Annotated in this window: 20 protein-coding genes and 1 riboswitch; of the genes, 5 read left to right on the top strand and 15 right to left on the bottom strand. The window is 63.6% G+C overall.

Going from position 1 to position 23151, the window contains the following annotated elements; translation table 11 throughout:
• Positions 1–11 precede the first annotated feature (11 nt).
• The 15 genes from NKH78_RS12215 to NKH78_RS12145 all read right to left on the bottom strand — a co-directional run bounded on the left by NKH78_RS12215 (position 12) and on the right by NKH78_RS12145 (position 14716).
• Positions 12–1517 carry an NADH-quinone oxidoreductase subunit M gene (locus NKH78_RS12215; RefSeq protein WP_352738717.1) on the bottom strand — a complete coding sequence of 502 codons (1506 nt, stop codon included), beginning with the start codon at positions 1515–1517 and terminating at the stop codon, positions 12–14.
• Positions 1517–3490 (bottom strand): NADH-quinone oxidoreductase subunit L, encoded by a 1974-nt coding sequence (nuoL, locus tag NKH78_RS12210; RefSeq protein ID WP_352738719.1) that lies wholly within the window; start codon positions 3488–3490, stop codon positions 1517–1519. The genes NKH78_RS12215 and nuoL overlap by 1 nt, the downstream gene beginning before the upstream one ends.
• Before the next feature lie 10 nt (positions 3491–3500).
• The gene (gene nuoK, locus NKH78_RS12205) at positions 3501–3809 is read right to left on the bottom strand and encodes an NADH-quinone oxidoreductase subunit NuoK (protein WP_023676620.1); all 309 of its coding nucleotides are present in this window, start codon (positions 3807–3809) and stop codon (positions 3501–3503) included.
• A 1-nt stretch (position 3810) separates the two neighbouring features.
• On the bottom strand, positions 3811–4431 hold the full coding sequence (locus NKH78_RS12200) for an NADH-quinone oxidoreductase subunit J (RefSeq protein WP_352703643.1): 621 nt from the start codon (positions 4429–4431) through the stop codon (positions 3811–3813).
• Positions 4432–4661: 230 nt separating this feature from the next.
• Entirely contained in the window at positions 4662–5153 is a 492-nt protein-coding gene (nuoI, locus tag NKH78_RS12195) for an NADH-quinone oxidoreductase subunit NuoI (protein WP_254818109.1), read from the bottom strand.
• On the bottom strand, positions 5153–6196 hold the full coding sequence (gene nuoH / locus NKH78_RS12190) for an NADH-quinone oxidoreductase subunit NuoH (protein WP_292663045.1): 1044 nt from the start codon (positions 6194–6196) through the stop codon (positions 5153–5155). Before nuoH ends, nuoI begins: the two co-directional genes overlap by 1 nt.
• Positions 6197–6198: 2 nt before the next feature.
• Complete coding sequence (gene nuoG, locus NKH78_RS12185; RefSeq protein ID WP_352882981.1) at positions 6199–8280, bottom strand: NADH-quinone oxidoreductase subunit NuoG; 2082 nt, start codon at positions 8278–8280, stop codon at positions 6199–6201.
• A gap of 74 nt (positions 8281–8354) precedes the next feature.
• Positions 8355–9050, bottom strand: a complete 696-nt coding sequence (locus NKH78_RS12180; protein WP_352647016.1) for a helix-hairpin-helix domain-containing protein — start codon at positions 9048–9050, stop codon at positions 8355–8357.
• 80 nt (positions 9051–9130) lie between these two features.
• Positions 9131–10435: an NADH-quinone oxidoreductase subunit NuoF gene (nuoF, locus tag NKH78_RS12175; protein ID WP_254818105.1), complete on the bottom strand. Its 1305-nt coding sequence runs from the start codon at positions 10433–10435 to the stop codon at positions 9131–9133.
• A gap of 10 nt (positions 10436–10445) precedes the next feature.
• The gene (gene nuoE / locus NKH78_RS12170; protein WP_352882978.1) at positions 10446–11507 is read right to left on the bottom strand and encodes an NADH-quinone oxidoreductase subunit NuoE; all 1062 of its coding nucleotides are present in this window, start codon (positions 11505–11507) and stop codon (positions 10446–10448) included.
• Entirely contained in the window at positions 11508–12698 is a 1191-nt protein-coding gene (locus tag NKH78_RS12165; protein ID WP_254818103.1) for an NADH-quinone oxidoreductase subunit D, read from the bottom strand. It lies immediately after the preceding gene.
• 66 nt (positions 12699–12764) lie between these two features.
• On the bottom strand, positions 12765–13142 hold the full coding sequence (locus NKH78_RS12160) for a four helix bundle protein (protein WP_352505698.1): 378 nt from the start codon (positions 13140–13142) through the stop codon (positions 12765–12767).
• A 28-nt stretch (positions 13143–13170) separates the two neighbouring features.
• Positions 13171–13773, bottom strand: a complete 603-nt coding sequence (locus tag NKH78_RS12155; protein WP_352738729.1) for an NADH-quinone oxidoreductase subunit C — start codon at positions 13771–13773, stop codon at positions 13171–13173.
• A 5-nt stretch (positions 13774–13778) separates the two neighbouring features.
• Positions 13779–14360, bottom strand: coding sequence for a NuoB/complex I 20 kDa subunit family protein (locus NKH78_RS12150; RefSeq protein ID WP_023720749.1), 582 nt, complete (start codon positions 14358–14360; stop codon positions 13779–13781).
• A complete protein-coding gene (locus tag NKH78_RS12145) occupies positions 14351–14716 on the bottom strand; it encodes an NADH-quinone oxidoreductase subunit A (protein WP_023720750.1) in 366 nt (121 codons plus the stop codon). Before NKH78_RS12145 ends, NKH78_RS12150 begins: the two co-directional genes overlap by 10 nt.
• A gap of 336 nt (positions 14717–15052) precedes the next feature.
• On the opposite strand from NKH78_RS12145, the gene NKH78_RS12140 reads away from it, so the two are divergent.
• From NKH78_RS12140 to cobG, 5 genes are all read left to right on the top strand, one after another.
• Positions 15053–16252, top strand: coding sequence for a winged helix-turn-helix domain-containing protein (locus NKH78_RS12140; RefSeq protein WP_352882976.1), 1200 nt, complete (start codon positions 15053–15055; stop codon positions 16250–16252).
• 29 nt (positions 16253–16281) lie between these two features.
• Positions 16282–16485: riboswitch (cobalamin riboswitch) on the top strand.
• Positions 16486–16523: 38 nt separating this feature from the next.
• Entirely contained in the window at positions 16524–16958 is a 435-nt protein-coding gene (locus NKH78_RS12135; RefSeq protein WP_352882974.1) for a DUF1636 family protein, read from the top strand.
• The gene (gene cobW / locus NKH78_RS12130; protein WP_352688103.1) at positions 16955–17995 is read left to right on the top strand and encodes a cobalamin biosynthesis protein CobW; all 1041 of its coding nucleotides are present in this window, start codon (positions 16955–16957) and stop codon (positions 17993–17995) included. The genes NKH78_RS12135 and cobW overlap by 4 nt, the downstream gene beginning before the upstream one ends.
• Before the next feature lie 18 nt (positions 17996–18013).
• A complete protein-coding gene (locus NKH78_RS12125; RefSeq protein WP_352882972.1) occupies positions 18014–21664 on the top strand; it encodes a cobaltochelatase subunit CobN in 3651 nt (1216 codons plus the stop codon).
• Positions 21661–23151, top strand: coding sequence for a precorrin-3B synthase (cobG, locus tag NKH78_RS12120; protein ID WP_352703627.1), 1491 nt, complete (start codon positions 21661–21663; stop codon positions 23149–23151). Before NKH78_RS12125 ends, cobG begins: the two co-directional genes overlap by 4 nt.

Here is a 23151-nt window from a genome sequence, read left to right as displayed (position 1 = left end):
CAAACCCCCAGTCAGTTCGCCGCCGCGGTCTGCGCGGCGCCGATGGATGCGGTGACATTGGTAACGAGCGCCTTGACCGATTCGGCCGTCGCGTCGAAGATCGGCGCCGGATAGACGCCAAAGAAGATGACCAGCGCGACCAGCGGATAGATGATCACCTTTTCGCGCGTCGACAGGTCGAGCAAACCTTTCAGGCTTTCCTTGGTCAGTGCGCCGAAGATCACCTTGCGGTAGAGCCAGAGCGCATAGGCCGCCGACAGTATGACGCCGGTGGCGGCGAAGAACGCCACCCAGGTGTTGACCCGGAACACGCCGAGCATGGTCAGGAACTCGCCGACGAAGCCGCTGGTGCCGGGCAGGCCGACATTGGCCATGGTGAAGATCATGAACACGGTTGCATATTTCGGCATGTTGTTGACCAACCCGCCATAGGCGTCGATGTCGCGCGTGTGCATGCGGTCGTAAACGACGCCGACGCAGAGGAACAGCGCGCCGGAGACCAGGCCGTGCGACAGCATCTGGAAGATCGAGCCCTGGACGCCTTCCTGGTTCATCGCGAAGATGCCCATGGTAACGAAGCCCATGTGAGCGACCGACGAATAGGCGATCAGCTTCTTCATGTCCTCCTGCATCAGCGCCACCAGCGAGGTGTAGATGATGGCGACGACGGAAAGCGTGAAGATCAGCGGCGCAAACATTTCCGATGCGATCGGAAACATCGGCAGCGAAAAACGCAGGAAGCCGTACCCGCCCATCTTGAGCAGGATGGCGGCCAGGATCACCGAGCCGGCCGTCGGCGCTTCGACATGCGCGTCCGGCAGCCAGGTATGCACCGGCCACATTGGCATCTTCACCGCAAAGGACGCGAAGAAGGCAAGCCATAGCCAGGTCTGCATATTGGCCGGGAAATTATGCGTCAGCAGCGTCGGGATATCGGTGGTGCCGGACTGGAAGAACATCGCCATGATGGCGAGCAGCATCAGCACCGAGCCGGCCAGGGTGTAGAGGAAGAACTTGAACGAGGCATAGACGCGCCGCTTGCCGCCCCACACGCCGATGATGATGAACATCGGGATAAGGCCGGCTTCGAAGAAGACGTAGAACAAGACGATGTCCAGCGCACAGAACACGCCGATCATCAGCGTCTCGAGCAGCAGGAAGGCGATCATATAGGCTTTGACGCGCTTCTCGATCGATTCCCACGAGGCGAGAATGCAGAGCGGCATCAGGAAGGTGGTCAGGATGACGAACAGCATGGAGATGCCGTCTACGCCCATATGGTAGGAGATGCCGGAATCCAGCCAGGCAAACTTCTCGACGAACTGGAAGCCGGGTTGCGAATTGTCGAAGCCGGTCCAGATAAACAGCGAAATCACAAACGTGAATGCAGTCGTGAACAGCGCGATGGCGCGGATGTTGCGGCGCGCGTTGTCGCTGTCGTCACGCACGAAAAGGATGAGCAGCACACCAACCAGCGGCAGGAAGGTGACCAGCGATAGGATCGGCCAGGCGGTCATCAGAGCATCATCCAGGTGACGAGTGCGGCAACGCCGATCAGCATGGCGAAGGCATAGTGGTAGAGATAGCCGGTCTGCAGTTTCACGACCCGGTTGGTGACGTCGACGACGCGCGCCGAAATGCCGTCCGGCCCGAGCCCGTCGATGACGGTGCCATCGCCGGTCTTCCACAGGAAGCTGCCGAGGCGCTTTGCCGGCCGCACGAACAGGAAGTCGTAGAGCTCGTCAAAATACCATTTGTTGAGCAGGAAGGCGTAGAGCAGGCGATGGTTGGCGGCGACGCTTCGAGGCATTTCCGGCGCGCGAATATAGAACTGCCAGGCTATCGCGAAGCCGATCAGCATGGCGATGAACGGCGACAGCTCGACCCATAATGGCACTTCGTGGATTTCGTGCAGGATCTGGTTGTCCGGCAGCGTGAACAGCGACGCCTTCCAGAATTCGGCATAGCCCTCGCCGATGAAGGCGCCGTGGAAGATCACACCGGCGAGCAGCGCGCCAGCCGCCAGGATGAACAGCGGCACCAGCATGACCGGCGGCGATTCATGGACATGGTGCATGACCTCGTGGCTGGCCCGCGGCTCGCCGTGGAAGGTCATGAAGATCAGCCGCCAGGAGTAGAAGGAGGTGAAGCAGGCAGCAATGACCAGCAATATGAAGGCAAATGCGGCGACCGCATTGTGGCCGGCGAAGGCCGCTTCGATGATGGCGTCCTTGGAAAAGAAGCCGGCCGTGCCGATGATCGTTACCGGAATGCCGACACCGGTCAGCGCCAGCGTGCCGATCACCATCATCCAGTAAGTCGTCGGGATCAGCGTCCTTAGGCCACCCATTTTGCGCATGTCCTGCTCGTCGGAGACGGCGTGGATGACCGAGCCCGAGCCGAGGAACAGCAGCGCCTTGAAGAAGGCGTGGGTGAACAGATGGAAAATCGCCGCGCCATATGCGCCGACGCCGAGCGCCACGAACATGTAGCCGAGCTGCGAACAGGTCGAATAGGCGATGACGCGCTTGATGTCGTTCTGGACAAGACCGACTGTCGCCGCGAAGAAGGCGGTGAAGGCGCCGATGAAGGTGACCACCGTCAGTGCCGAATGCGACAGCTCGAACAGCGGCGACAGCCGCGCCAGCATGAACACGCCTGCCGTCACCATGGTGGCGGCATGGATCAGTGCCGAGACCGGCGTCGGGCCTTCCATGGCATCCGGCAGCCAGGTGTGCAGCGGCACCTGCGCCGACTTGCCCATCGCGCCCATGAACAGGAGCAGGCAGACGACCGTCATCGCGGCCTGCTTATCAAGCGCATAGCCGAGGAAGGTCAGTACGGCCGCGCCTTGCGGCGCGCCTTCCGCCGGAATGAACGTCGCCGCATTGGCGAAGATGGTGCCGAGATTGACCGAGCCGAACAGCACGAACACGCCGAATATGCCGAGCGCAAAGCCGAAATCGCCGACGCGGTTGACGACGAAGGCCTTGATCGCAGCCGCATTGGCCGACGGCTTCTTGTACCAGAAGCCGATCAGCAGATACGAGGCAAGGCCGACGCCTTCCCAGCCGAAGAACATCTGCACGAGGTTGTCGGCCGTCACCAGCATCAGCATGGCGAAGGTGAACAGCGACAGATAGGCGAAGAAGCGCGGCCGGTCCGGGTCGTGATGCATGTAGCCGATCGAGTAGACATGGACCAGCGCCGACACCGTATTGACGACGACCAGCATCACCACGGTCAGCGTATCGATCCGCAGCGCCCACGACGCTTCGAGGCCGCCTGACTGGATCCAGCGCAGCACCGGCACGGTGAACACCTCCCCGCCGCCGAAGCCGACCGAGAAGAAGGCAACCCACGACAGCACAGCCGCGATCACCAGGAAGCCGGAGGTGATGTATTCAGAAGCCTTGGCGCCGAGCGAAGTGCCGAACAGGCCGACGATCAGGAAGCCGAGCAGCGGAAGGAAGACGATGGCCTGATACATGGTGGTTCCGTCAACCCTTCATCATGTTCACGTCTTCGACCGCGATCGAGCCGCGGTTGCGGAAGAAGACGACGAGAATGGCAAGGCCGATCGCCGCTTCGGCCGCCGCGACCGTCAGCACGAACAGTGCGAAAACCTGGCCGACCAAATCGCCGAGCGCCGCCGAAAAGGCGACGAAATTGATGTTGACCGCAAGCAGGATCAGCTCGATCGACATCAAGATGACGATGACGTTCCTGCGGTTCAGGAAGATGCCGAACACGCCGAGCGTGAACAGGATCGCCGATACGGTCAGGTAGTGCGCGATGCCGACGACCATCTCAGACTCCTTCGCCCGTCTTGACCTTGCGGATTTCCACTCCGGTTGCTGCCGTGCGGCCGACCTGGGCGGCGATCGACTGCCGCTTGACGCCCGGCTTGTGGCGCAGCGTCAGCACGATGGCGCCGATCATGGCGACCAGCAGCACCAGGCCAGCTACCTGGAAGTAATAGACGTAATCCGTATAGAGGATGTCGCCAAGCGCTGCCGTGTTCGAGCGCGCGGCCAGGTCCGGAATGGGCTTGGCGACCGTCGCCGCCAGTTTCGGCGCGAATGTATAGCCGCCGAGCACCACGATAAGCTCCGCCGCCAGGATCAGCCCGACCAGCGCGCCGATCGGTGCATATTGCAGGGCGCCTTCCTTCATTTCGGCGAAGTCGACGTCGAGCATCATGACCACGAACAGGAACAGCACCAGCACCGCGCCGACATAGACGACGAGCAGGATCATCGCCAGGAACTCGGCGCCGGTCAGCATGAACAGGCCGGCGGCGTTGAAGAAGGTCAGGATCAGGAACAGCACCGAATGCACGGGATTGCGCGCCGAAATGACCATGAACGCCGATGCCACCGCGACAAAGGCGAAGAGGTAGAAAAAGGCCGCCTCTAGTCCACTCAGCATGGGTTCCCCCGGGTTTCCTGTCCAAACAGGACGTTCGTCCTGTTTTTTGCCACCGCCTCCGGTCGGCAAGTTGCGTGTTCCTATCGCATGTTCCGATCGGGTTGAAAGACCCGATCGAAAAGAAAACATGCGACACTCTTTCATTCCGGAGGATGATCTTGTCCGAAAAGTCTGCAACTTTTCGGGATCATCCTCTGAACGAGGCCCTCGCCCCGTTCATGCATCAAATATCAGCGGTAAGGCGCATCCAGCGAGATGTTGCGCGCCAGCTCACGCTCCCAGCGGTCGCCATTGGCCAGAAGCCTGTCCTTGTCGTAATAAAGTTCCTCGCGCGTCTCCGTCGCGAACTCGAAATTCGGCCCCTCGACGATGGCGTCGACCGGGCAGGCTTCCTGGCAGAAGCCGCAATAGATGCATTTCACCATATCGATGTCGTAGCGCACGGTGCGCCGCGTGCCGTCATTGCGGCGCGGGCCGGCTTCGATGGTGATGGCCTGCGCCGGGCAGATCGCCTCGCACAATTTGCAGGCGATGCAGCGTTCCTCGCCGTTCGGATAACGGCGCAGCGCATGTTCGCCGCGGAAGCGCGGGCTGACCGGTCCCTTCTCATGCGGATAGTTGATCGTCTCCTTCGGCGCGAAGAACTGGCGCATCGATAGGAAGAAAGCGCCGACGAAATCCTGCAAAAGCAGTGACTTGGCGGCCTGGGATAATGCAGACATCAGGCAAACCCCGTGATTTTTAGGAAAGCGGCGGTGGCGACCACCATGAACAGCGAGATCGGCAGGAAGACCTTCCAGCCGAGCCGCATCAACTGGTCGTAGCGGTAGCGCGGCACGAACGCCTTCACCATCGAGAACATGAAGAACACCAGGCAGACCTTGAGCACGAACCAGATCAGCCCCGGCACCCAGGTGAACGGCGCGAAGTTGAAGGGCGGCAGCCAGCCGCCAAGGAACAGGATGGTGGCCAGCGCGCACATCAGGACGACGGCGACATATTCGCCGAGGAAGAACAACAGGAACGGCGTCGAGGAATATTCGACCATGTGGCCGGCGACGAGTTCCGATTCGGCTTCCACGAGGTCGAAGGGCGGACGGTTGGTCTCGGCCAACGCCGAGATGAAGAAGACGATGAACATCGGGAACAGCGACAGCCAATGCCAGTCGAGGAAGGTGTTGGGCAGGCCGAGCCGCGTGCCCAGCCCGTCCTGCTGCGACAAGACGATGTCGGACAGGTTGAGCGAGCCGACGCAAAGCAGCACGGTGACGATGACGAAACCGATCGAGACTTCGTAGGACACCATCTGCGCCGCCGAGCGCAGCGCGCCGAGGAATGGGTATTTTGAGTTCGACGCCCAGCCGCCCATGATCACGCCATAGACCTCGAGCGAGGAGATGGCGAAGACGTAGAGGATGCCGACATTGACGTTGGCGATCGCCCAGCCTTCATTGACCGGTATGACCGCCCAGGCCGAGATCGCCAGCACCGCCGACACCAAGGGCGCCAGCAGGAAAACGCCCTTGTTGGCGCCGGACGGGATCACCGGCTCCTTGAACACGAATTTCAGCAGGTCGGCGAAGGCCTGCAGCGTGCCCCACGGGCCGACGACGTTCGGTCCGCGGCGCAATTGCACCGCCGCCCAGATCTTGCGGTCGGCATAAAGCACATAGGCGACGAAGATCAACAGAACGACGATCAGCACGACCGACTTCAAAAGGATCAGCAGCGCCGGCAGCACGTAGAAGGAGAAGAAGGTGTCCATATCTACTCCGCCGCCTGCCTGAAGCCGTTTTTCGCCAAAGCCGAGCATTCGGCCATCACCGCGGAAGCCCGCGCGATCGGATTGGTCAGGTAGAAATCCTTGACCGGCGAGGTGAAGGTGCCCTTGTTCAGCCGCCCGCCTAGCTTGGCAACCCTGGCGATGTCGGCCGGGTCGCCGGTCGCGACATGGTCGATGCGGGCAAGATGCGGGTATTCCGCATAGAGCTTTGCGCGTAGCTGCGTCAGCGAATCGAACGGCAGCTTCTTGCCGAGCACATCCGACAGAGCTCTGAGAATCGCCCAGTCCTCGCGCGCTTCGCCGGGCGCAAAGCCGGCCCGGTTGGTCTGCTGCACGCGGCCCTCGGTGTTGACGAAGGTGCCCGACTTCTCGGTATAGGCGGCACCCGGCAGGATGACGTTAGCGCGATGCGCGCCCTTGTCGCCATGCGTGCCGATATAGACGACGAAAGCGCCGCCGGTCTTGGCCATGTCGATCTCGTCGGCGCCGAGCAGGAACAGCACGTCGGTCTCGCCCAGCATGCCGGCGACATTCCTGCCGCCCTCGCCCGGTACGAAGCCGACATCGAGGCCGCCGACACGCGCCGCGGCGGTGTGCAGCACGGCAAAGCCGTTCCAGTCGGCTCTAGCGGCGTTGACTGCGACGGCGAGCTTCGCCGCCTGGCCAACCACGGCCGTCCCGTCTGGACGCGCCAGCGCACCCTGTCCGACGATGATCAGCGGATGCGTCGCCTTCTTCAGCAGCTGGAAGAACTTGCCGTTGCCGTCGGCCAGATCCTTCAGCGATTCCGGCCCGGCGCCGAGCTGCTCGTAATCATAGCGCGTATCGCCGACATCGCCGATGACGCCGACCGGCAGATTGCCGGCCCGCCAGCGCTTGCGGATGCGGGCGTTGAGCAGGGATGCCTCGAAGCGCGGATTGGCGCCGATGATCAGCACCGCATCGGCCTGTTCGATGCCTTCGATGGTCGGGTTGAAGACATAGCTCGCCCGGCCGAGCGACGGATCGAGTGCGGCGCCGTCCTGGCGGCAGTCGGTGTTCCTCGAGCCGAGCGAAGCCATCAGAAGCTTCAGCGCGTAGATCTCCTCGACGGCTGCGAGATCGCCGGCAATGGCACCGATCTTTTCGGGTGCCGCATTCGACACCGCTTCCTTGATCGCGGCAAAAGCCTCCGCCCAGCTTGCCGGGGCCAGTCTGCCGTCCTTGCGCACATAGGGCCGGTCGAGGCGCTGCGTGCGCAGGCCGTCCCAGATGAAGCGGGTCTTGTCGGAAATCCACTCCTCGTTCACCGCCTCGTTGGTACGCGGCAGGATGCGCATCACTTCGCGGCCCCGGCTATCGACGCGGATTGCCGAGCCGACGGCGTCCATCACGTCGATGGATTCTGTCTTGGTCAGTTCCCACGGCCGTGCCTGGAAGGCGTAGGGTTTGGAGGTCAGCGCACCGACCGGGCAAAGGTCGATGACATTGCCCTGCAGTTCCGAAGTCATCGCGCTTTCGAGATAGGTGGTGATCTCGGCATCCTCGCCGCGGCCGATCAGGCCGAGCTCGGATATGCCCGCAATCTCGGTGGTAAAGCGGACGCAGCGCGTGCAATGGATGCAGCGGTTCATGATCGTCTTGACCAGCGGCCCGATATACTTGTCTTCGACCGCCCGCTTGTTCTCGTGGTAGCGTGAGGAATCGACGCCGAACGCCATCGCCTGGTCCTGCAGGTCGCACTCGCCGCCCTGATCGCAGATCGGGCAGTCCAGCGGATGGTTGATCAGCAGGAATTCCATCACGCCTTCGCGGGCCTTCTTGACCATCGGCCTGTTGGTGAAGATTTCCGGCGGCTCGCCGTTCGGACCGGGGCGCAGGTCGCGCACGCCCATGGCGCAGGACGCCTGCGGCTTGGGCGGGCCGCCCTTCACCTCGATCAGGCACATGCGGCAATTGCCGGCGATCGACAGCCGCTCGTGGAAGCAGAAGCGCGGCACTTCCGCACCGGCGTCCTCGGCCGCCTGCAGCAGCGTGTAGTGGTCGGGTACAGTGATCTCTTTCCCGTCGACCTTGAGCTTTGCCATTTCGCCTCAAACCCCTGCGGACGTTCCGCAATCTTTCCTTCCGGGCGCAGCCGACACCGCGCACGGTATTGAATTCAATTTTTGGCCTCGGCCAATGCGGCCGCCTGACCGATCCAGCCGTCACGGCCGATACGGCCCTTCAACGACAGGTAATCTTCGACCCAGGCGATCTCTTGCGGCGTCCACGCGGCAATCTGGGCGTATGTCCAGATGCCAAGGCCATTAAGCACCTTTTCCAGTTTCGGTCCGATGCCCGATATCGCCTTGAGGTCGACGGGCACGGCTGGCCGGTCCATCGGCTTGGGCTGCTTGAAATCCTCCGGCATCAGTCCGGCCGACGCGTCCGCTGCAACGGTGCTGGCATTCGCCACGCTCCGCGCCGCAGTGCTTGTTGCAATGTCGGTCACGTCATTAGCGAAGGACTGCGCCTCGGCAATCAGGGTTTTGGTGGCTGCGCGCGCCTTGGTCGAGGAGCTTTTGCCGGTCGCGGAAACGCGTTCGGTCCGGGCCTCGAAATCCTCGGTGACCGGCTGCCAAAGCCGCTGCGAGGTCTCGGCCACGCCTGAAAGCACGCCCATCCAGACGCCAAAGGCGTGGTTGGCAAGCCCGATGCCGAGTGCCGTCATCGCCGCCGCGCCGGCGACAGGATGCGCCAGGAGATTGACGGCGCTGGCCATCTCCTTCGGCATTGTCCTGGTCAGGTCCTGGTTCATCTTCAAGAACGGGTCCCCATCGGGCGTCAAATCGTCGGGTATCGAAAACAGCGACATAGGTGGTCTCCTGGTCGTTTCCGTCTGCCCCGCGCTCGTTTCCTCGTTTCGGGCATTCGCCCGCATTTTTTTGAATTCTTCTATTCCGCCGCCGCCAGCACCGGTTCGGCTCGGTGTGCGTTGCGCGAGAACTCGTCGATGCGCCGCTCCACCTCGCCGCGGAAATGCCGCATCAGGCCCTGGATCGGCCATGCCGCCGCATCGCCCAGAGCACAGATCGTGTGGCCCTCGACCTGCTTGGTCACGTCGAGCAGCATGTCGATCTCGCGCTTCTGCGCCTCGCCGCGCACCAGCCGTTCCATCACCCGCCACATCCAGCCCGTGCCCTCACGGCAGGGCGTGCACTGGCCGCAGCTCTCGTGCTTGTAGAAATAGGACAGCCGCGCGATCGCCTTCACGACATCGGTCGATTTGTCCATGACGATGACAGCCGCGGTGCCTAGGCCCGATTTCAGGTCGCGCAGCGCATCGAAATCCATCGGCGCGTCGATGATCTGCTCGGCCGGCACCAACGGCACCGAGGCGCCGCCCGGAATGACCGCCAGCAGATTGTCCCAGCCGCCGCGGATGCCGCCGCAATGCGTCTCGATCAGTTCGCGGAACGGGATCGACATCGCCTCTTCGACGGTGCACGGATTGTTGACGTGGCCGGAGATGCAGAACAGCTTGGTGCCGGCATTGTTGGGCCGGCCGAAGGACGAGAACCAGGCCGCACCGCGGCGCAGAATGGTTGGCGCCACGGCGATGGACTCGACATTGTTGACCGTCGTCGGGCAGCCATAGAGGCCGACATTGGCCGGAAACGGCGGCTTCAGCCGCGGCTGGCCTTTCTTGCCTTCGAGGCTTTCGAGCAGCGCCGTTTCCTCGCCACAGATATAGGCGCCGGCGCCATGGTGCATGTAGATGTCGAAATCGTAGCCGGAGGTATTGTTCTTGCCGATCAGCTTGGCCGCATAGGCCTCATCGATGGCGCGTTGCAGCGCCTCGCGCTCGCGGATGAACTCGCCGCGCACATAGATGTAGGCGGCGACCGCGCCCATGGCGAAGCCGGCGATCAGGCAGCCCTCGACCAGCGTATGCGGATCGTGGCGCAATATATCGCGGTCCTTGCAGGTGCCGGGTTCGGACTCGTCGGCATTGACAACGAGATAACTCGGCCGGCCGTCGCTCTGCTTGGGCATGAACGACCATTTCAGCCCGGTCGGGAAGCCGGCGCCGCCGCGGCCGCGCAGGCCCGATGCCTTCATCTCGTTGACGATCCACTCGCGCCCCTTGGCGATGATGCCGGGCGTGTTGTCCCAGGCGCCGCGCGCCATGGCGCCGGCCAGCGACTTGTCGAAGCGGCCGTAGATATTGTTGAAGATGCGGTCTCTGTCCTGAAGCATTGCTCGTTCCTCAGACCGGCTTCTTGCCGGTCGGCCGGCTCTTGTTTCCGGGCGACGGCTTGGCCGCTTCGGCGGCAGCCTTCGCCGGTTTAACCTTGGCCTCCGGCGCTTTGAAAGCAGACGCCGGCTCGGCCTTGTTCTTGGAGCCTTTGCGCTGTTTCGAGACGTCCTCGACCTGCGGCTCGGCCTTGTTGGCATTGGCGGCCGAATGCAGAGGCGCAGCAACGCTCGCGGCGTTCTCCGCCGCGGGCGCGACTTTTGTCGCCGACGGCGATTTCAGCGCCGGGCTGGTCTCGACCGCATCGGTCTTCGGCTTGCTGGCATTCGAGGGCGCAACTGGCGCCGGTGCAGGCGCGGCAGCAGGCGGAACCGGCGCTGCGGCGGCGGCCACCGGCGCCGTTTCCTTGGCGGCCTTGGTTGCCGCCCTGGCTTCCCGGTCGCGGGTCGCCTTGAGGATCGCCTTTTCACTCTTAAGGGTCGTCAGGCCACTGGCCGGCTCAGAGGTGATGCGGCCGTTTTGCGGTCCCGGTTTCACCGCGGCGCCCTTGCCTGCGTCATAGAGGTCGATGATCTCGGCAAGCCGCTCCGGCGTCAAATCCTCATAGGTGTCCTTGAATATCATCACCATCGGCGCGTTGACGCAGGCGCCGAGGCATTCGACCTCCTCCCACGACAGCGTGCCTTTGTCGTTGGTGTGGAACTGGTCGTGATGGATCTTCGAGCGGCACACATCCATCAGCGCTTCCGAGCCGCGCAGCATGCAGGGCGTGGTGCCGCAGACCTGGATATGGGCGCGGCTGCCGACCGGATTGAGCTGGTATTGCGTATAGAAGGTGGCGACTTCCAGCCCTCTGATATAGGGCATGCCGAGCATGTCGGCGATCGCCTCGATCGCCGCCTTGGTCACCCAGCCTTCCTGCTCCTGCGCCAGCATGAGCAACGGGATGATCGCGGATTGCTCGCGCCCCTTCGGATATTTCTTGATCCACTGCTTCGCCGCTGCCGCATTCGCCCGGTTGAAGGCGAAGGAGGCTGGCTGGAGGCTGGCTTCTGCGAGACGGCGGACTGGCATTTAGCGATCGACCTCACCAAACACGATGTCGAGGGAGCCGAGAACGGCGGTGACGTCGGCCAGCATGTGGCCGCGGCACAAAAAGTCCATGGCTTGCAGATGCGCAAAGCCCGGCGCGCGCAGCTTGCAGCGGTAGGGCTTGTTGGTGCCGTCGGAGACGAGATAGACGCCGAACTCGCCCTTCGGAGCCTCGACCGCGGCATAGACCTCGCCGGCCGGAACGCGGTAGCCTTCGGTGTAGAGCTTGAAGTGATGGATCAGCGCTTCCATCGAGCGCTTCATCGCCGCACGCTTCGGCGGCACCACCTTGCCGTCGAGGTTCGACACCGGCCCGCCGCCCTCCTTGCCGAGCAACAGATCGACGCACTGGCGCATGATTTTCGCCGACTGCCGCATCTCTTCCATGCGCACCAGATAGCGGTCGAAACAGTCGCCGTTCTTGCCGACCGGAATGTCGAAATCCAGCTCGGCATAGCATTCGTAAGGTTGCGATTTGCGCAGGTCCCACGGCGCACCCGAGCCGCGCACCATGACGCCGGAAAAGCCCCAGGCCCAGGCGTCCGCCAGGGAGACGGTGGCAATGTCGACATTTCGCTGTTTGAAGATGCGATTGCCGGTCAAAAGCGCGTCGAGGTCGTCGATCGACTTCAGGAACGGGTCGATCCACTTGCCGATGTCCTCGATCAGCTTCTGCGGCAGGTCCTGATGCACGCCGCCCGGCCGGAAATAGGCCGCATGCATGCGCGAGCCGCTGGCACGCTCGTAAAAAACCATCAGCTTTTCGCGCTCGACGAAGCCCCACAGCGGCGGCGTCAGCGCGCCGACATCCATCGCCTGCGTCGTCACATTGAGGATGTGCGACATGATGCGGCCGATCTCAGAGTAGAGAACTCGAATAAGCTGCCCGCGCTTCGGCACCTCGATGCCGAGCAGCCGCTCGGCTGCGAGCGCAAAGGCATGCTCCTGGTTCATCGGCGCGCAATAGTCGAGCCGGTCGAGATAAGGCACCGCCTGCAGATAAGTCTTGTGCTCGATCAGCTTTTCCGTGCCGCGATGCAACAGTCCGATATGCGGATCGACCCGGTCGACGACCTCGCCGTCGAGCTCCAGCACGAGGCGCAAAACGCCGTGCGCCGCAGGGTGTTGCGGGCCGAAATTGATGTTGAAGTTGCGGACGGAGGTTTCAGCCATGGAGGCGCCTCTGGCGAAGAGTCAGTAGTGAGTAGTGAGTAGTGATCATCAACCTCAATGCCTGCTTCATTCCGCCTGCTTGGCCTGCACCGTCCGGATAAGAGATCTCGTCATTTTTCCAATCTCTTCGCATCGCAGTAGCAGTTCAATCTCATCGTCTTTTCGTAGCAGCCCAACCCGGCATGCCAGCAAAATGTGCGTTTCCAGTTCCTTCAACGAACCTTGCGCCATGCGCAAAAATTGAACGAACGAACCTCTGTTTTCTCGACCGTATCCCTCCGCGACGTTGGCTGCGATCGAAACCGCCGATCGGCGCATCTGCGAGGTCATGCCGTAGATCTCCTCCTTCGGAAACCCTTTACTGATGCGGTAACAGTCTTCAGCAAGCACCATCGCCGATTGCCACACCTTCAGGTCGCGATAAGATTCGATCCTTTTTTCCAATTCCTACTCACTACTCACTACTCACTACTCACTGTTTCGCCTTCTCGTCCCCCGGCAGAACATAATCCGTGCCTTCCCATGGGGACAGAAAATCGAAATTGCGGAATTCCTGCTTGAGCTCCACCGGCTCGTAGATGACGCGCTTGGCTTCGTCGTCGTAGCGCACCTCGACGAAGCCGGTCAGCGGAAAGTCCTTGCGCAGCGGATGGCCTTCGAAGCCGTAGTCGGTCAGAATCCGCCGCAGATCGGGATGACCCGAAAACAGCACGCCGTAGAGATCGTAGGTTTCGCGTTCGAACCAGTCGGCGCCGGGATATATGCCCGTGATTGACGGCACCAGCGTCTCTTCGCCGGCCTGGACCTTGATGCGGATGCGGATATTCTGCCTCGGCGACAGCAAATGATAGACGACGTCGAAGCGCTTTGCCCGCGACGGATAATCGGCGCCGCAGACATCAATGATCGAGATGAACTGGCATTTCGGGTCGTCGCGCAGGAAGGTCACTACCTCGATCAGGTCGCGCGGTTCGACCGAGATGGTGAGTTCGCCGTAGGCAAACACCACCTCGCCGATCCGGCCGGCCAGCTTCTCGCCGAGATAGGTCGAGAGGTCATTCAACGCCTGGGTCATGCCGCTCACCGCTCGATCGTGCCGGTGCGGCGGATCTTCTTCTGCAGGAGAAGGATGCCGTAGAGCAGCGCTTCGGCGCTCGGCGGGCAGCCGGGCACGTAGATGTCGACCGGCACGATGCGGTCGCAGCCGCGCACCACCGAATAGGAATAATGATAATAGCCGCCGCCATTGGCGCAGGAGCCCATCGAGATGACGTAGCGCGGCTCCGGCATCTGATCGTAGACCTTGCGCAGCGCCGGCGCCATCTTGTTGGTCAGCGTGCCGGCAACGATCATGATGTCGGACTGACGCGGAGACGCGCGCGGCGCGACACCGAACCTCTCGGAGTCATAGCGCGGCATCGAGGTATGGATCATCTCGACCGCGCAGCAGGCGAGACCGAAGGTCATGAACATCAGCGAGCCGCTGCGCGCCCAGGTGATCAGCGCCTCGGTCGAGGTGACGAGAAAGCCCTTGTCGGCGAGCTCGTTGTTGATCTCCAGGAAGAACGGATCATCCTCCCCCACCGGCCTGCCGGTGTTGGGGTCGATGAGGCCCTTGGGCTTCGGCGCGACGAGCGTGCCGGAACTGTCGTTCAATCCCATTCCAGCGCTCCTTTTTTCCATTCATAGGCAAAGCCGATGGTCAGCACCGCCAAAAACACCATCATCGACCAAAAACCGAGCATGCCGATCTGGCTGAACGACACCGCCCAAGGAAACAGGAAGGCTACCTCCAGATCGAAGATGATGAACAGGATCGACACCAGGTAGAAGCGGATGTCGAACTTCATGCGCGCATCGTCGAACGAGTTGAAGCCGCATTCATAGGCCGAAAGCTTTTCCGGATCGGGGTTGCGGTAGGCCACCAGGAAGGGTGCGGCAAGCAGCGCCAGCCCGACCACCAGCGCCACGCCGATGAACAGGACGATGGGCAGGTACGAACCTAAAAGTGCGTTCATGCTGCAGTTTCCGTTGGCGGCCAATCCACTCTGATTACAGCACCGGACCCACTTGCGGAAGCGTGACAGTTTAACCACTGAACCGTTTTAAGGGGGCTCTATGCTGCAACGCGGCGAGGGTTAGCGCAGCGCTTTCGGCGAAGCAAGTCAAACCTTGTTCAAATCGCGGTGCTGGGCGGCATATCCGGGAAAACTGGTCAGATCCGCTCCTGTTTGATTTCTTTCACTTTTCACTCCACTTTTCTCTCCTGACATGGATACCGCCAAAACCCTGCTAGCATGGCGCGGAATCGCAGATTCTCTGCACCGTCCGGCATCATCAGGATACCCGCATTGATGAAGGAAAAAATCTCACTTCGCATGGCCCGCCGCATCGCGCTGGCGGCACAGGGATTCAATGACCCCCGACCCGCCGGTACACCCGACCGCCGACATCTGGCCCGCGTGCTTGCCCGTACCGGCCTGCTGCAGATCGGTTCCGTCAGCGCCGTGGTGCGCGCCCACTACATGCCGCTCTATTCGCGGCTTGGCCCCTACAAGCTGGCGCTGCTCGACGACGCCGCCATAACGCGCAAGCGCATGGTCTTTGAGTATTGGGCGCACGAAGCCTCCTTCCTGCCGGTCGAGACCTATCCGCTGATGCGCTGGCGCATGCAGCGGGCCGAGCGCGGCGAGGAAATGTACAGCGGACTGGCCAAATGGGGCCGCGAGCACGCCGCCTATATCGAAGACATCTATCGCGAGGTCGCCGAACGAGGCCCGATCGCGGCGTCGGCTTTCGAAGGCCAGAAGGGTTCGGGCGGCTGGTGGGGCTGGAGCCATGCCAAGCACGCCTTCGAATGGCTGTTCTGGGCCGGCCGCATCACCACCGCCCATCGCCGCGGCTTCGAGCGGTTCTACGATCTGCCGGAGCGCGTGCTGCCGCCAACGATACTAAGTCTGCCAACGCCCGCTCCCGAGGACGCTCACCGCGAATTGCTGCGCATCTCCGCCCGCGCCCATGGCATCGCCACGGCAGGCGACCTGCGCGACTATTTCCGCCTCTCGCCCGCCGATATCAAGGGCCGCATCGAGGAGCTGGTCGAGGCTGGCGAGCTGTTGCCGGTGAGCGTCGACGGCTGGAGCAAAACAGCCTATCTCCACAAGAACGTCCGTTTGCCGCGCCGGATCGAGGCGCGCGCCCTGCTTGCGCCGTTCGATCCCGTGGTCTTCGAGCGGTCGCGCACCGAGCGATTGTTCGACTTCCACTACCGCATCGAGATCTACACGCCGGCCGAAAAGCGCCGGTATGGCTATTATGTGCTGCCGTTCCTGCTCGGCGACAGCATCGTCGGGCGCGTCGACCTCAGGGCCGACCGTCCGGCCGGCGTATTGCGCGTCCATGCCGCCTATGCGGAGCCCGGCGCCCCGCCACAAACCGCTGCCGAACTCTTCGAGGAATTGAAGCAGATGCAGGGCTGGCTCGGGCTTGAGCGCATCGAGGTGACGGCTGCCGGCGACCTTGGCCGGCCGCTCGCAGATATCGCCGCGTCATAGACGTGCGTTGACACGACTGCCTCCACAAGCCTAAATCCGTTCCAGACGGTCCCCTGCCCGCAACGGCAGGGGCCAAGAGGGAATGCGGTGCGAAATCTCGATTTCAAATCCGCGGCTGTCCCCGCAACTGTAAGCGACGAGCCAAGGCCGAAAACCACTGGGATATTCCCGGGAAGGCGGCACCAAGGCGATGACCCGCGAGCCAGGAGACCTGCCGTCTAGGACATAAGAATCCGATCGCCTGGCGGGTTTTCCGGGCAAGGAGCCTGATTTGGAACGCGACAGCAGTTTTTCGGCTGAGACAGCGGATTTATTGTCCGGCCCTGACGATTCCCCGGCCGGCGTTACCGTCATCGTCTGCTCTTCCTGCCGTGACGAGACCGGTTCGGACGCTCATCCCCGCGCCGGCGAACTGCTCGCCGACGACACGCGCCGCGCCGCTTCCGGCGAAAACATCAAAATCCGCACCGTCGAATGCCTCGGCAATTGCAAGCGCCGGCTCAGCGCCGCCATGCTGCGCGACGGCTGCTGGAGTTACGTCTTCGGCGACCTGACCGCGACCAGCGGCGCCGATCTCGTGACCGGCGCAAAGCTGTTCGCCACCTCGACGGATGGGCTCATTCCGTGGCGCGGCCGTCCCGATTGCCTGAAGCGCGGTCTGGTTGCCCGCATCCCTCCCCTCGACCTTTTGAAGGACTTGATATGACCGCTGCCCCCCTTTCGCGCGTCCCCTGCACCGTCGTTACCGGATTTCTCGGCGCCGGCAAGACGACATTGATCCGCCATTTGCTCGAAAACGCCAAAGGCAAGCGGCTGGCCATCATCGTCAACGAGTTCGGCGACATCGGCATCGACGGCGAGATCCTGAAGGGCTGCGGCATCGACACCTGCCCCGAGGAAAACATCGTCGAGCTGGCCAATGGCTGCATCTGCTGCACCGTCGCCGACGATTTTGTCCCGGCGCTCGACCAGATCCTGTCGCTGATGCCGAGGGTCGACCATATCCTGATCGAGACGTCCGGGCTGGCCCTGCCCAAGCCGCTGGTCCAGGCCTTCCAGTGGCCGTCGGTCAAGAGCCGGGTGACCGTCGATGGCGTTATCGCCGTCGTCGACGGACCGGCGCTGGCGGATGGCCGCGTCGCCAACGACATGGACGCCCTGCAGGCGCAGCGCGCGCAGGACGAGACGCTCGAACACGACGATCCGGTCGAGGAAGTATTCGAGGACCAGCTCGCTTGCGCCGACCTGATCATCCTGTCGAAGAGCGACCTGATGGACGCAGCCGGCTCGGCCCGTGCCAATGCCGTCATCGGCAAGCATGTTGCGCGGGCGGTGAAGATCGTGCCGACTTCGCAAGGCAAGGTCGATCCGTCGGTGCTGCTCGGCCTCGGCCTCGCCGTCGAGGACGACATCGAGAACCGCAAGACCCATCACGACGACGAGCTCGACCACGAACATGACGATTTTGACTCGTTCGTCATCGACATCGCGTCCGTGTCCAACCCGGACGAGCTCGCACAACGCGTCGCCACGGCGGCGGAGGAAGAAAACGTGTTGCGCGTCAAGGGCTTCGTCGAGGTTGGCGGCAAGCCGATGCGGCTCCTGCTGCAGGCCGTCGGCCCGCGCGTCAACCATTATTACGACCGGGCCTGGACCGCTGAAGACGATCGCCGCTCGCGCCTTGTCGTCATCGGTCTGAAAGGGCTGAACCGCCCGGCGATAGAGCGTATCCTCGCCGGCTGACCCCAGGTACAAGCCGCGATGCACATCCTCACCACCACATCCGCCTCGCTCGACGATCTCGCCGAGCCTGTCGATCTCAGGCAAACGCCTGCGGATGTCGTGGCCCTGTCCTTCACCGACAGCGACCTGGCCGGGCTGGCGGCGGCGTGGAAGGCGGATGCGGACCGCCTGCCCTCGATGCGGCTCGCCGCCTTGCGCGACCTGCGCCATCCGATGTCCGTCGACCTCTGGACCGAGAGCGTCGCCCGCCACGCCAAGGTCATTCTGGTCCGCATTCTCGGCGGCTACGAGTGGTGGCGCTATGGCTGCGACCAGCTCGCCGTTATCGCGCGAAATCGCGGTATCAAGCTGGCGCTCCTACCGGGCGAGAGCCACGACGAGGATTTGCGACTGATCGAAGGCTCGACGCTGCCGCGCGAGGAGTTGGACGCCCTGCTTGGCTATTTTCGCGAGAGCGGGCCGGCAAATATGACGGCGCTGGTGCAGAGGCTGGCAAGTCTCGCTGGATCTGGTGCGGCGGTAGCCGAACCCGTTAGCGTGCCAAAGGCTGGATTTTACGAGCCGGGACTGGGGGTCGTAGAACGCGGCGTCCCCCTCCCCCTCGAGGGGAGGGTCCGGCCGCAGGCCGGGGATGGGGTCCTCTCCGAAGCGCGCCAACTCAAAGAGGCGTCGAGCACTGCCGCAATGACCCCACCCGGCCCTTCGGGCCACCCTCCCCTCGAGAGGGAGGGGGACGTCGTGCCAATCCTCTTCTACCGTTCGATGCTGCTCGCGGCCGACGTCGCGCCCATCGACGCGCTTTTCGAAGCGCTGAGCGCGCGCGGCATGGCTCCCGTGCCTATCTTCGTCTCCAGCCTCAAGGACCCGGCCTCACTCGCCTTTGTTGAAACCGCGCTTGCAACGCTGAAGCCTGCCGCCATCATCACCGCCACAGCTTTCGCCTCTGGGGCCGAGCCGGGCGTTGAAACCCTGTTCGACCGCGCCGGCGTGCCGGTGTTCCAGGTCATCGTCGCAACCACCCGCCGCGACATCTGGCAAACCAATCAGCGCGGCCTGGCGCCCGCCGACCTTGCCATGCATGTCGTCCTGCCCGAGCTCGACGGCCGCATCCTGGCCGGCGCCATTTCCTTCAAGGGCGAAAGCGAAACCGATCCCGCATTGGCCTTCCGCGCCTTCGCCAACCGGCCAGAGCCCGACCGCGTCGCGCAAGTGGCGAACCGTATCGAGGCATTCGTGCGCCTGCGGCGGACGCCGCGCGCGGAACGCAAGCTCGCCATCCTGATCCCCGACTATCCGAGCGCCCCCGGTCGCACCGGCTACGCCGTCGGCCTCGACGTGCCGTCCAGCGTGCTGGCAATGCTGCACGATCTGAGCGAACAGGGCTACGCCGTTGAAAGGATTCCGCAAACGCCAAGGGAGTTGTTGGATTTGCTGGAACGGGGGAATGGTGGGCTGAGACTGGACGATTATCTCGCTCTTTCTGCAGAGTTACCGACTGCGGCACTCGCTGCCGTGGAGGCGGCATGGGGTAAGGCGGAAGATGAGACAGGTTCGCGCGAGGCGCCCCCCTCTGTCCTGCCGGACATCTCCCCCTCAAGGGGGGAGATTGGCCGTTTCGCCGACGGCACCCGTTCTGCAACCTCAGTGATTGGCGAAACCGGCAATGAGAGCGCAATCTCCCCCCTTGCGGGGGAGATGTCCGGCAGGACAGAGGGGGGTGTTCAAGCGCCTGCTGTCGCCAAATTCCGCTTCCGCACGGCCACGTTCGGCAACATCACCGTGGCGCTCGCCCCCGATCGCGGGCGCTCAGTCGACCGCCGCGCCGACTATCACGACCCGACATTGCCGCCGCGCCATGCGCTGGTCGCCTTTGGCCTCTGGCTGCGCCAGTCGCTCGGCATCCATGCAATTGTCCATGTCGGCGCCCACGGCACGCTGGAATGGCTGCCCGGCAAGACCGTTGCGCTCAGCGAAAACTGCTTTCCCGAAATCGTCACCGGCGCCCTGCCCGTCGTCTACCCCTTCATCGTCTCCAATCCAGGCGAGGCAGCGCAAGCCAAGCGGCGCGTTGCCGCCGTCACGCTTGGCCATCTGCCGCCGCCGCTGACCGGCGCCGGGCTGGACGAAAACCAGCACAGGCTTGAACGACTGGTCGACGAATATGCCCAGGCCGACGGGCTCGACCGCCGCCGCCGCGACCGCCTGGCGAAGCTGATAGTCGAAACGGCGGAAAAGACCGGCCTCGCCTCAGAGGCTGGTGTCGCCAGGACCGACGCAGCCGACGAGGCTTTGCGCCGCATCGACGCCTGGCTCTGCGATCTCAAGGATTTCGCCATCAAGGACGGCCTGCACATTTACGGCCGCTCGCCGGAAGGCGAGGCTGATCCGTTGCGGCGGGAAAGCGCGGCAGCTGAAAAAACCGCGCTGCTTGCCGCCCTCGACGGCCGCCACGTCGCTGCCGGTCCGGCCGGTGCGCCGGCACCGGGTCGGCGCGATGTTCTGCCGACCGGCCGCAATCTTTTCACCGCCGACCCACGCACCATGCCGACGCCGACCGCCCATGATCTGGGCAAGGTGGCAGCGGAAGAAGTGGTCCGCAGCTACATGCAATCGCATGGCGACTGGCCGCGCTCGCTGGTCATCGACCTGTGGGGGTCGGCCTCACTGCGCACCGGCGGCGAGGAGATCGCGCAAGGCCTGGCGCTGATGGGCTGCCGGCCGCAATGGGATTCAGCCACCGGCCGCATCACCGGCATAGATGTGCTGCCGCCGGCAACACTCGGCCGTCCGCGCGTCGACGTCACCTGGCGCATATCGGGCCTGTTCCGCGATATGTTCCCGACCCAGATCGCGCTGATCGACGCCGCGGCCAACGCCGTGGCGACCCGCGACGAGCACGATTCGGAAAACCCGCTGGCGGCCAGGACCCGCATCGACGGCAAGATCAGCCCGCGCATTTTCGGCACTTCGCCCGGCACTTACGGCGCCGGCGTCGAGGACATGTTGTCGAGCGGCGACTGGTCGGCGCGCGAAGAGATCGGCCGCGCCTATCTCGACGCCACTTCGCATGCCTATGGCGGCGCCGAGGGCGAAGGCATTTCGGCGCCTGGCGCGTTTGAGGGTCGCATCGCTGAGGCCGACCTTCTGGTTCATACCGGCGACGACCCCGGCCGCGACATCCTCGAAGGCTCGGCCGACGTCGCCTTTATCGGCGGCTTTTCGGCAGCGCTTGCCGCGCTCGGCAAGAACGCCGACGTGATCGTGCTCGACACCACGGACCCGCAAAAGCCCAAGCCGCGCTCGGTTGGTGAGGCCGTATCCCGGGTAGTTCGCGCCCGCGCGGTCAACCCGCGCTTCATCGCCGGCCAGATGCGGCACGGGCCGCGCGGCGCCTCGGAATTCGCCGAGACGGTCGACCGGCTGGTCGGCTTTGCCGAGACTACCCATGCCATATCAGGCACGCTGATCGAGGCCGTGCACGACGCCTATCTCGGCGACCCCGTGGTGCGCGCCTTCATCCTGCGCGAGAACCCGGCGGCGGCGAAGGTGATTGCCGAGCGTTTGCTGTCAGCACGGCGGCGCGGGCTCTGGCATCCGCTGCGCAACTCGATCGATAACGATCTCGCCGCACTGATTGCCGAAGCGCAAGCTCTGGGAGTGGCGGCATGAACGCTTTCTCGCGCCGTGGCGCCTGCCCTGCCTTGTCCGCGCCGATGCAAACCGGCGACGGGCTGCTGGTGCGGCTCAATCCGGTCGCTGGAGGACTGTTGCCGAAGTCGTTGATCGGACTCTGCGAATCCGCCTTGCGCCATGGCAACGGCATCATGGAAGTGACCGCCCGCGGCGGCCTGCAGATACGCGGCCTGACGCACGAAAGCGCCCGGCTACTGGCGATGGAGGTCGATGCGCTCGGCATCGCCGTGCGCACCGGCGTGCCGGTCGAGACCGGCCCACTGGCCGGGCTCGACCCGGAGGAGATAGCCGACCCGCGCCCGATGGCGGAGCGGATTCGGGTGGCGATTGAAGAGGCTGGTCTGACGGCAAGGCTCGGTCCGAAGGTTTCAGTCGTCATCGACGGCGGCGGGCAACTGACGATGGATGCGGTAGTGGCCGATGTACGACTGGCTGCGATCAGAACCGACGCGGGCGTCGGCTGGCGGATAGCTGTTGCTGGTGACGGGCAGAATGTCAGGCCTCTCGCCATGATCGAGAAAGATGCTGCCCGTGATATCGCCGTCGCGATTCTCAGGATGGTCGCCGAAAAAGGCCGCGAAGCTCATGCAAGGGATTTGACGGAACGGCAGCGTAGATCACTCGCAAGCTGGCATTCCTTCGCGCCCCCCTCTGTCCTGCCGGACATCTCCCCCTCTAGGGGGGAGATCGGCAGTTCCGCCGACGGCCGTACTTCTGCTGCCTCGGTATTCGGCGCGACTTCGGCGATTAGCGAAGGCGGAGACCAAGGCGCAATCTCCCCCCTAGAGGGGGAGATGTCCGGCAGGACAGAGGGGGGCGCCGCCGAACGCTTTCGCCCGCCCATTGGTATCTTCAACCTGAGCAACGGCCGTGCCCTCGGCATCGGCCTGCCCTTCGGCAGCATGCCCGCGCAAAAACTCATCGGCCTCACGCAAGAAGCCATCGCCCTGGGCGTCACCGAAATCCGTCTCGCTCCAAGCCGCGCGCTGCTTTTCATCGGCCTGCCACCGGCCGCCTGCCCCCAGCTGCACCAAGCCGCCGCAACCCTCGGCTTTGTCACCGACGCAGCCGATCCGCGCACGAAAATCGCCGCCTGCCCTGGCGCACCCGCCTGTGCCTCCGGCCGCATCGCTACCCGCGACATCGCCGAGATCATCGCTACAGAAAACCGCGACATCCTCGATTCCTCGCTGACGCTGCACATCTCCGGCTGCGCCAAGGGCTGCGCCCATCCCGGTCCGGCGAAGCTGACCCTGGTCGGTGGCGAAAACGGAGCCGGGCTTGTCGTGGACGGGACGGCAAAGGCATTGCCCGCCGGATACAGGCCGGGCTACGACGCCGCGCACGGCATCGGCCGCGTTGCAGCGGCGATCCGCAGCGCAAGACATCCCGGCGAAACCGCTGCCGCCTGCCTAGCGAGGCTCGGCACGGCGGGCGTCGTCAAAGCTTACCGACAGGAATGA

This window comes from Mesorhizobium sp. M0910, from assembly GCF_040319465.1.
Taxonomy (GTDB): Bacteria; Pseudomonadota; Alphaproteobacteria; order Rhizobiales; family Rhizobiaceae; genus Mesorhizobium.
This window is presented reverse-complemented; position numbering and strand designations above follow the sequence as displayed.